Genomic DNA, 8,139 nt, shown 5'->3' with positions numbered 1-8,139 from the left:
AATTACAAGGGTTATGAAATCCTGCGAATAAGTGAGCATTCGAGAGATATTCGTATCAAACTGAGGGAGTTCATTAAGGAACATAAAAATGTTCAATCTTTTTTATAAAAGAATAATCCAATTAAATAGTATAAGGGCTTGTTTTGATTAATCTTTTTCAAAACAGGCCCTTTCTATTTATTCATTTATCAAAGTTGCTTGTATTAAAAAAATACCCTCGTGTCGTTTTGAAATAAAGTTGCGACGGTTTAAAAAAATAAAGAAAAGACACCCTAAGTTGCTTTTTTTCTTCTCTAGAAGACTCAACTCGAAAATAACGAACCGACAACCAAAGACAGCGTTTGCTTGTAAACGGCATGTGCGGACTGCACATCACTAAAATGCCCGCACATGTAAAGATGGATAACACCGTGGAGCGACGCCCAGAAGATACGGACGACGGTTTCCGTGTCATACGGACCGGTAATTAGTCCCTGCTCTTGCGCATCACCAATTACTGTCAATAACTGCTGCATAGCTGTTACGGTGCCGTGTATGCTCTCCTCGTCTGGTTTGAAATCCGCGAAGGCTCCTCCGAACATCAGCTTGTAATAACCGGAGTAACGCTGTCCGAATTGCCAGAAGGTTTCGCCTAAATTAAACAGCTGCTGCATCGGATCGTCAGCGCGCGGCGTTCCCTCGAATTCGTTGGCGAGAATCTTGCAGCCGTCGAGATAAAGCTGCTGAGCCAGTCCATCTTTATTGACAAACAGGTTGTATATGATTTTGGTAGAGCAATTCATCTTCTGCGCAACTTTACGCACCGTCACAGCTTCAGGACCCTCATCGTACAAAATCGTTGCCGCAGCATCGACGACGAGCCTTCGAAGATTTTCAATATTTTTCAAGCGAGCCTCCTGATACGTTTCCAACTTTTTCGTATTTGCAGCGAAGGAATTATTTTGTTCTGTCATCGCTATCACCCTCAATTAATACATTTTTGATAAGAAACAATGTTTCCAGCTCTTAACAGGAATTTTAATATAATTGTCGGACTGTTGTCAATGTTGCGAGGGATGCTAAAAACCAACGATTCAAAAAACGATGTTGACTTTCTTAAAAAGCTTAGTTACAATGATTTCAATCGGAAACACTGTTACCGGAACGTATCATAATTCTTGACTCTTATGAGAGTCAGGAATTATTTTTAAGGACTAAGTAACACTGTTTCCTAATTATAAAAAAGTAGATAGGAGAGTTGCACAATGAACATAAAAGGAAAGTGGGCGCTTGTCACGGGAGCTTCATCCGGCATCGGAGAGCAATTCGCCCGACAATTGGCCAAAGAGGGTGGCGACCTTGTACTCGTAGCCCGATCGAAAAACAAGCTGGAGAACCTGGCATCGGAGCTTAGAAAGAAGCACGGCGTTAAGGTCGAGGTGATTCCTACCGATCTTGGCAAAGAGGGCGCGCCAGGCGAGTTATATCGACAATGTCAACTTCTGAATTTAGAGATCGAAATGCTGGTCAACAACGCAGGCTTTGCCACGCATGGTTTGTTTGAACAAATGTCAGGCGTGCGCCAGCATGAGGAAGTCATGCTCAATGTTGCCGCTGTTGTAGATATGACGCACTTGTTCTTGCCGGATATGTTGTGTAGAAACTCCGGGGCCGTTATCAATGTCGCATCGACCGCCGGATTTCAGCCCCTTCCCTATATGGCCGTATACGGAGCAACGAAAGCCTTCGTCTTGTCGTTTACCCAAGCCTTGTGGTGGGAGAACCGCAACAGTGGCGTCCAATTTTTCACGCTTTGTCCCGGAGCGACGGACACCGGCTTCTTCAACGTCGTAGGCGCGGAAGAAGCCGCCGTCGGTAAGAAAGACACACCGGAGCGAGTCGTGGAAGTTGCGCTTCGGGCATTGAAGGACGGGAAGCTGTATGTCGTTCCGGGAACACAGAATTATATAGGTACGCAGATCGGACGATTCATGACGAGGAAACAGGGACTCCGTCTCGTTGGCAGCATGCTTCGTCCACGCGACGGCTCCGCCAACAATAAGAAGCCGGCCGGTCCGTCCGATCTTGCAGAATGGATGATCCAGTAGGCGCACTGATGGCTAATTCGGCAAATATTTCAGCTACTGCTTCTGTCCATCAACCCATCCGGGACCGAACACACGCCGGTGAAGCACAGGCTTGTTTCAGAGATCAGCCCGGCCGGGAAAGTCATGGAAAGCTGGCACATTCAATTCGAGAAGGCAGAATAAACTTTAGATACACTGAAATTGATTAAAATTTTTTATAAAAATCAAACTGAAATATTCTGGATAGGAATCTATTTTGATCAAACTTTTTTCAAAATAGATTCTTTTTATTTATCGTAAAATGTGGGTTTGCGAGATATTTTTGATTAAACTTTATTTAAAAGCTACACCTCGAAAGAGGGTGGAGCTTGATTGAATTACTAGTAGGATAAAGAGGTGGGAGTACATGGAGTAACCAATTGTACTAACGGGGTAGGTTAGTCGAATTATATGTTATGATGGAAAAAAATAGATTTTCGGGAGGGTAAAATGGTTACATGCTATTTGAAATATGTTATTGACTCATATAAATTAAATGAGTTCGAGGAATACGGTAAGATGTGGATTCGATTAGTTAATAAATTAGGTGGTACACATCAGGGATATTTCCTTCCACATGAGGGTGCTAATAATATTGCTTATGCATTATTCACTTTCCCAAGTTTAGCAGCATATGAAGAGTACCGAGTAAAAATGGCATTGGATGCAGAATGTCAAGAAGCATATAAATTTGCAGAAGAGACTAAATGTATTTTAAGTTATGAGAGAAGCTTTATGCGTCCTTTATTCGAATGAACATATATTAAAGTTGAAAAATAATCTATACATACCTTGTTAAGCTAACAGGTGCTTTAGTTCAATAAGGAAGGTTGCTTCGGCAGCCTTTTTCTTATGGCATTGACGGTGCAAGATTGTTGAACAAGAAGATTTACGTAATTATAGACTTTGGAAGGGAATTACTGGGATGTAATGTTAAACTTTTTAAAAAGATATTGAAAGGACTGGACTCAGAATTACAATATAAATATCCAGATGAAGACGGTGCAAATAAAATTTCATTTAGAGAGTCGCAACAAAACTGAACGAAAATAGCATTACTCTTATGATGTCTCATAGGTGTAATCTCATATTTTCTATAAATAATACGTTGTTCTTAAACTAAAATGTCACTGAAGATCGGAACTGTCTTTAAGGCAACTTTTTCTTTATACAACTAAAGGGATAGGATAGTTGCATAAGATTTTTTTTACTTTATAATTAGTACCAGGTAATAATATCAAGTGGTGAAATTGATATAATTCATACAACGAGGTGGTTACTCTGTGATTAAATCTAAAGCACGTATTACTGCGATAGGTTCTTATGTTCCAGAAAAAAGGTTAACAAATAAAGACTTAGAAAAATTGATTGAAACCAATGATGAATGGATTGTTAAACGTACTGGAATTAAAGAACGAAGAATATCACATGAAGAAGAGTTTACTAGTGATATAAGTTATAAAGCTGTAAAGGATTTAATGGAACGGTATGATAAATCAGTCGAAGATGTTGATATGATTATTGTCTGTACCTTTTCACCTGATTTCAACACACCAAGTGTAGCTTCTTTAGTCCAAGCAAAGCTAGGTATTAAGAATACTGGAGCTATTGATTTAAACGCTGCTTGTGCAGGATTTACTTATGGGTTGCATGTAGCTAATGGATTAGTAACATCTGGTTTAAACAAGAAAGTCCTTGTTATTGGAGCTGATACTCTATCTAAAATTATGGACTATGAAGACCGAGCCACTTGTATTTTATTTGGAGATGGTGGAGGAGCAGTTCTTGTAGAATATGATGAACAACAACCAAGTTTTATTTCTTCACATTTATATTCGGAAGGAGCAGGCGGAAAACATTTATATAGTACAAACCTATCGACACGTATAAATGGAGAAGACTTAAATAATAGTGGTAACCTTGTACAAAATGGACGTGAGGTTTATAAATGGGCTGTTACTACTGTTCCAAAAGGAATGCAAACTGTGATGAAAAATACTGAATTCCATTTGAATGATGTTGATTGGTTTGTTCCGCATAGTGCAAATTTAAGAATGATTGAGTCAATATGTGATAGAAGTGGTTTTCCAATTGAGCGTACATTATATAGCTTAGTGGAGTATGGAAATACTTCCTCAGCATCAATACCATTAGCTTTAGATAAAGGAGTAAGTGAAGGAAAGCTCAGTAATGGTGAGAAGATTTTATTATATGGTTTCGGTGGTGGATTAGCACAAGCAGGATTGCTTATCAATTGGACCCTATAACGCCTTTTTCTTAAACCAACAGGTGCCTTAGCTAGATCGGAGCTGTCTTTAAGGCAGCTTTTTTTTATGCAACTATCGGGGCAGGATAGTTGAACAAGAAAAATAAAAAGTATTCTATATTAAAGGGTTTTTATCTTTAGCATAATTTGGTGCTGTACTAGAGTGTGATAATATCCGGTCTAATACTTTTTCAGTAAATGGCATAAAGTAATTAAGTATTAGCCCCCCTAAACAAACGGTTAATAAGGTTCCAACGCCAATTGGTCCATTTAAAATCATTGCCATTATCAAGAATACGAGGTAAATGAATGTTCTCGAAAAAAATATATTTGTTCTAGTTAATTCTTGTATGATCAATGTTAAACGGTCAACTGGAATCGGTGCAAAATTTGTGTGTAAATATGTTGCAGTTCCTAATCCTATAGCAACTAAGCCGATTCCAAAACAAACCACTTTGCTGTACCATAGTTCAGGCGTTATCAAGTTGTGCAATAAAAAAAGCCACATATCAATACCAATTCCCGTTATAAATGCTGTTAACAACCCCAAAACTTCTGGTCTTTGTCTTTTTAAAAATGAATTACAACCTATCAATATTAAAGCTATTATTATTTCCCAACTTCCGACAGTAAGCCCCACATTTATCGACAGTCCTACTAAAAGTGCATCAAAAGGTGAAGTTCCAAGGTCTGATTGTATAGTGAAAGAAATACCAAGGGTTAATATTAAAATTCCTAATACATAAAAAACATATTTCACTTTACTCGACCCCTTTATCATTATTTTTTTGTTGCAAATGCAACGAATTTAAGTTAAATTTAATATATATCGTTTTTATTGCATTTGCAACGAAAATACGTACTAAGGAGTTAATTATGAAGGAAATTCTTCGTGAAATTGGAATGATAGCAAGGGCATTAGATTCTATAAGTAATATAGAATTTAAAGAATATGACCTTACAAAAGGGCAGTATTTGTACATTGTGCGAATATGTGAAAACCCAGGAATCATTCAAGAAAAGTTAGCTGAGATGATAAAAGTAGATCGAACAACAGCATCTCGTTCTATAAAAAAACTTGAAATTAATGGCTTTATTGAAAAGAAAGAAGATAAACATAACAAAAAAATTAAAAAACTCTTTCCAACAGAGAAAGGGAAAAATGTTTATCCTTTTATTAAAAGAGAAAATGATTATTCCAATAGCGTTGCATTAAAGGGATTTTCCGAAAGAGAAGTAGAAACCATTTTCAACCTTCTTCAAAGAGTAAGAAAAAATGTAGAAAAAGACTGGGAATTTGTAAAAAAGGGAAACAAGAGAAATTATTGATTATATAAAGGAGCGACATATATGACTATTAATATAAAAAAGTGTACCCTTGAAGATTCACGCAAACTTCAAGAAATTAGTTATGAAACGTTTAATGAGACATTTAAGCATCAGAACACACCCGAAAATATGAATGCCTATTTGGAAAGGGCATTTAACTTCAAACAATTAGAAAAAGAATTATCAAATACGTCTTCACAATTCTTTTTTGTTTATTTTAATAATGAAGTCGCTGGATATTTAAAGATCAATACCAATGATGCTCAGTCTGAAGAAATGGGTGATGAATCACTTGAAATTGAGAGGATTTATATAAAGGACAAATTTCAAAAACTTGGGATTGGTAAATGTCTGCAAAATAAAGCAATGGAAATTGCAATGGAACATAACAAAAAGAAAATTTGGCTAGGCGTATGGGAGAAAAATGAAAATGCTATTGCCTTTTACAAGAAACTGGGGTTTGTTCAAACTGGAGCCCACTCTTTTTATATGGGTGATGAAGAACAAATTGACTTTATAATGACTAAAACACTAATATAACTACTTTTGAAAGGTCATAATTAAGGGGTATTTTTTAAAATGAAGTAGAGTGAGGTAGGATAACTATAGATGAGGTTCTCGAGGATAGACATTTAGTAAAAGTTGCTATGATTGTGTTTAATAATTTTTACGAATCAATTGTCTGTTTAAAAGTTTATATCAGGTGGAAAGGAGATTTTTTATGTGTATCCCTAAGCAATTTGAAATAAAAGAATTAGCAGTAGCCTACGATGTAATACAGGAGAATGGTTTTGCGACATTGTGTTCAATGCATGAAGGCTTGCCTTTTGCTACACATTTACCACTGCTGTTGAATAAGGAGAAAAACTATTTGTATGGTCATTTTGCTCGTCCGAACCATCAATGGAAAGATATTAAAAATCAAACAGTCTTAGCAGTTTTTCATGGTCCTCACTGTTATATCTCCTCCTCTTGGTATGAGACCAATCAAGCAGTACCAACATGGAATTATGTGACTGTTCATGTATACGGCGAAGCCGAACTTATTGAGGATGAACAGGAGTTAACGGATTCCTTGCAGGACATGGTATTGAAGTATGAAGCCCCTGATAGTTCATACAAATTGCAAGATTTAGACGCTGACTTTCTCGCTGGGATGAACAAAGGAATTCAAGGCTTCAAAATAAAAATCAACAAGATAGAGGGGAAAGCGAAATTAAGTCAAAACCATTCCTTACATCGACAAGAGCTGATTATTAATCAGCTAGAAGAAATCCAAAATACAGATGAGCAAAAAATTTCCTCTTTAATGAAGGCAAACCTAAAAAAATAACGTTGAATGTTGCTGCACTAACGGGAGTGTTGATCCAAAAAGGATTAACACTCCTTTTGTTGAACTTCTTTTACAACGGAGCAGATTTCAATACTAACTGTAATTAGCAGCTGCGTTTTTTTACTATCGGGTTAATGGAAGATAAATTGAGCCTTTTTAAATAATCTAGTCAAAATCTTAACAGATTTCTAAATGTTAAGCAGTATGAATATTTTTAAAAGGATATGCATGTGCTGGGTTAATTTAATAATTATTATCTAAAAAATAACAAAAAATCACGGTCCCTTTATACGGATATAAAATTCCAGAGTTATTCTTAATTTACATCTAGAGGGAGGGATCGGAAGTTGTCAAAATTTCAGGCCATAACTTCTTTGTTCATCTTGGTATTTATCATCATTCTCGTAACTTATAAAATCACAGCATTATCATCCAAACATTCCACAACGAATCATTCCACATCCAACCACCACATTCAAGTTCAATTGTTAGGCGTTAATGATTTTCACGGCCAACTAAACAAATATCAAATGGTTTCAGGAACCATGGCAGGGGGTGCTGAATACCTGGCTGCCTATTTAAAAAAATATATAAAAGAAAACCCAAATACACTACTTGTTCATTCTGGTGATATGGTAGGAGGAATTCCTCCAATCTCTTCTCGATTTAAAGACGAACCCACGATTGAATTTTTAAATCTCCTGCACTTTGATGTCGGGACACCTGGAAATACTGAATTAGACCAAGGCGTAAATGAATTGAAACGTCTTATTTATGGAGGATTCAATAAAAAAACAGGTTATTTTCAAGGTGCCAATACTTCTTACAGTTCTGCAAATATCATCGATACAAAATCGGGTACTCCCTTGTGACCACTGTATGTTATTAAACAAATTGACGGAATAAATATTGGCTTTATCGGTGTCGTCACAAAAGAGACTAACCTGTATGTGGCGCCTGAAAATCGAAAGGAAGTAGAAATTACGGATGAAGTTACAGCTATTAACCGAACCGTTAAGCTTTTAAAGGAAGGCTCTTTTCGTAAAGATTGTTGTTTTTAAAACGAAACTATTTAAGGTTGATTGGAGCGGAAGTGCGAGACTCCT

10 protein-coding genes are annotated in these 8,139 nt (G+C 36.7%); 8 read left to right on the top strand and 2 right to left on the bottom strand.

Annotated elements, in window-relative coordinates; genetic code table 11:
* Positions 1–302: 302 nt before the first annotated feature.
* Entirely contained in the window at positions 303–953 is a 651-nt protein-coding gene (locus tag N9I19_RS23290) for a TetR/AcrR family transcriptional regulator (RefSeq protein WP_317779128.1), read from the bottom strand.
* Between the two features lie 291 nt (positions 954–1,244).
* On the opposite strand from N9I19_RS23290, the gene N9I19_RS23285 reads away from it, so the two are divergent.
* From N9I19_RS23285 to N9I19_RS23270, 4 genes are all read left to right on the top strand, one after another.
* Positions 1,245–2,087, top strand: a complete 843-nt coding sequence (locus tag N9I19_RS23285) for an SDR family NAD(P)-dependent oxidoreductase (RefSeq protein ID WP_317779127.1) — start codon at positions 1,245–1,247, stop codon at positions 2,085–2,087.
* An 8-nt stretch (positions 2,088–2,095) separates the two neighbouring features.
* Positions 2,096–2,275, top strand: a complete 180-nt coding sequence (locus N9I19_RS23280; protein ID WP_317779126.1) for a hypothetical protein — start codon at positions 2,096–2,098, stop codon at positions 2,273–2,275.
* 280 nt (positions 2,276–2,555) lie between these two features.
* Positions 2,556–2,861 (top strand): NIPSNAP family protein, encoded by a 306-nt coding sequence (locus N9I19_RS23275; protein ID WP_061461620.1) that lies wholly within the window; start codon positions 2,556–2,558, stop codon positions 2,859–2,861.
* Between the two features lie 527 nt (positions 2,862–3,388).
* On the top strand, positions 3,389–4,372 hold the full coding sequence (locus N9I19_RS23270; RefSeq protein WP_061461621.1) for a ketoacyl-ACP synthase III: 984 nt from the start codon (positions 3,389–3,391) through the stop codon (positions 4,370–4,372).
* A gap of 114 nt (positions 4,373–4,486) precedes the next feature.
* Here N9I19_RS23270 and N9I19_RS23265 read toward each other — a convergent pair whose 3' ends face one another.
* Positions 4,487–5,131, bottom strand: a complete 645-nt coding sequence (locus N9I19_RS23265) for a YczE/YyaS/YitT family protein (protein ID WP_317779125.1) — start codon at positions 5,129–5,131, stop codon at positions 4,487–4,489.
* Positions 5,132–5,247: 116 nt separating this feature from the next.
* Between N9I19_RS23265 and N9I19_RS23260 the strand changes: the two genes are divergently transcribed.
* The 4 genes from N9I19_RS23260 (at position 5,248) to N9I19_RS23245 (ending at position 7,905) form a co-directional block, all read left to right on the top strand.
* Positions 5,248–5,700 (top strand): MarR family winged helix-turn-helix transcriptional regulator, encoded by a 453-nt coding sequence (locus tag N9I19_RS23260; RefSeq protein WP_317779124.1) that lies wholly within the window; start codon positions 5,248–5,250, stop codon positions 5,698–5,700.
* 21 nt (positions 5,701–5,721) lie between these two features.
* On the top strand, positions 5,722–6,240 hold the full coding sequence (gene paiA, locus N9I19_RS23255) for a spermidine/spermine N(1)-acetyltransferase (RefSeq protein WP_317779123.1): 519 nt from the start codon (positions 5,722–5,724) through the stop codon (positions 6,238–6,240).
* A 181-nt stretch (positions 6,241–6,421) separates the two neighbouring features.
* Positions 6,422–7,033: an FMN-binding negative transcriptional regulator gene (locus N9I19_RS23250; RefSeq protein WP_317779122.1), complete on the top strand. Its 612-nt coding sequence runs from the start codon at positions 6,422–6,424 to the stop codon at positions 7,031–7,033.
* Positions 7,034–7,380: 347 nt separating this feature from the next.
* On the top strand, positions 7,381–7,905 hold the full coding sequence (locus tag N9I19_RS23245; protein WP_317779121.1) for a metallophosphoesterase: 525 nt from the start codon (positions 7,381–7,383) through the stop codon (positions 7,903–7,905).
* Positions 7,906–8,139: the final 234 nt, after the last annotated feature.

It is taken from the genome of Peribacillus sp. CSMR9, from assembly GCF_033141925.1.
In the GTDB taxonomy this organism is placed as follows: Bacteria; Bacillota; Bacilli; order Bacillales; family DSM-1321; genus Peribacillus; species Peribacillus simplex_A.
This window is presented reverse-complemented; position numbering and strand designations above follow the sequence as displayed.

Coding starts and splice junctions, on each gene's coding strand:
- N9I19_RS23285 (WP_317779127.1), top strand. CDS start 1,245: ATGAACATAAAAGGAAAGTGGGCGCTTGTCACGGGAGCTTCATCCGGC.
- N9I19_RS23250 (WP_317779122.1), top strand. CDS start 6,422: ATGTGTATCCCTAAGCAATTTGAAATAAAAGAATTAGCAGTAGCCTAC.
- N9I19_RS23290 (WP_317779128.1), bottom strand. CDS start 953: ATGACAGAACAAAATAATTCCTTCGCTGCAAATACGAAAAAGTTGGAA.
- paiA (WP_317779123.1), top strand. CDS start 5,722: ATGACTATTAATATAAAAAAGTGTACCCTTGAAGATTCACGCAAACTT.
- N9I19_RS23275 (WP_061461620.1), top strand. CDS start 2,556: ATGGTTACATGCTATTTGAAATATGTTATTGACTCATATAAATTAAAT.
- N9I19_RS23260 (WP_317779124.1), top strand. CDS start 5,248: ATGAAGGAAATTCTTCGTGAAATTGGAATGATAGCAAGGGCATTAGAT.
- N9I19_RS23280 (WP_317779126.1), top strand. CDS start 2,096: ATGGCTAATTCGGCAAATATTTCAGCTACTGCTTCTGTCCATCAACCC.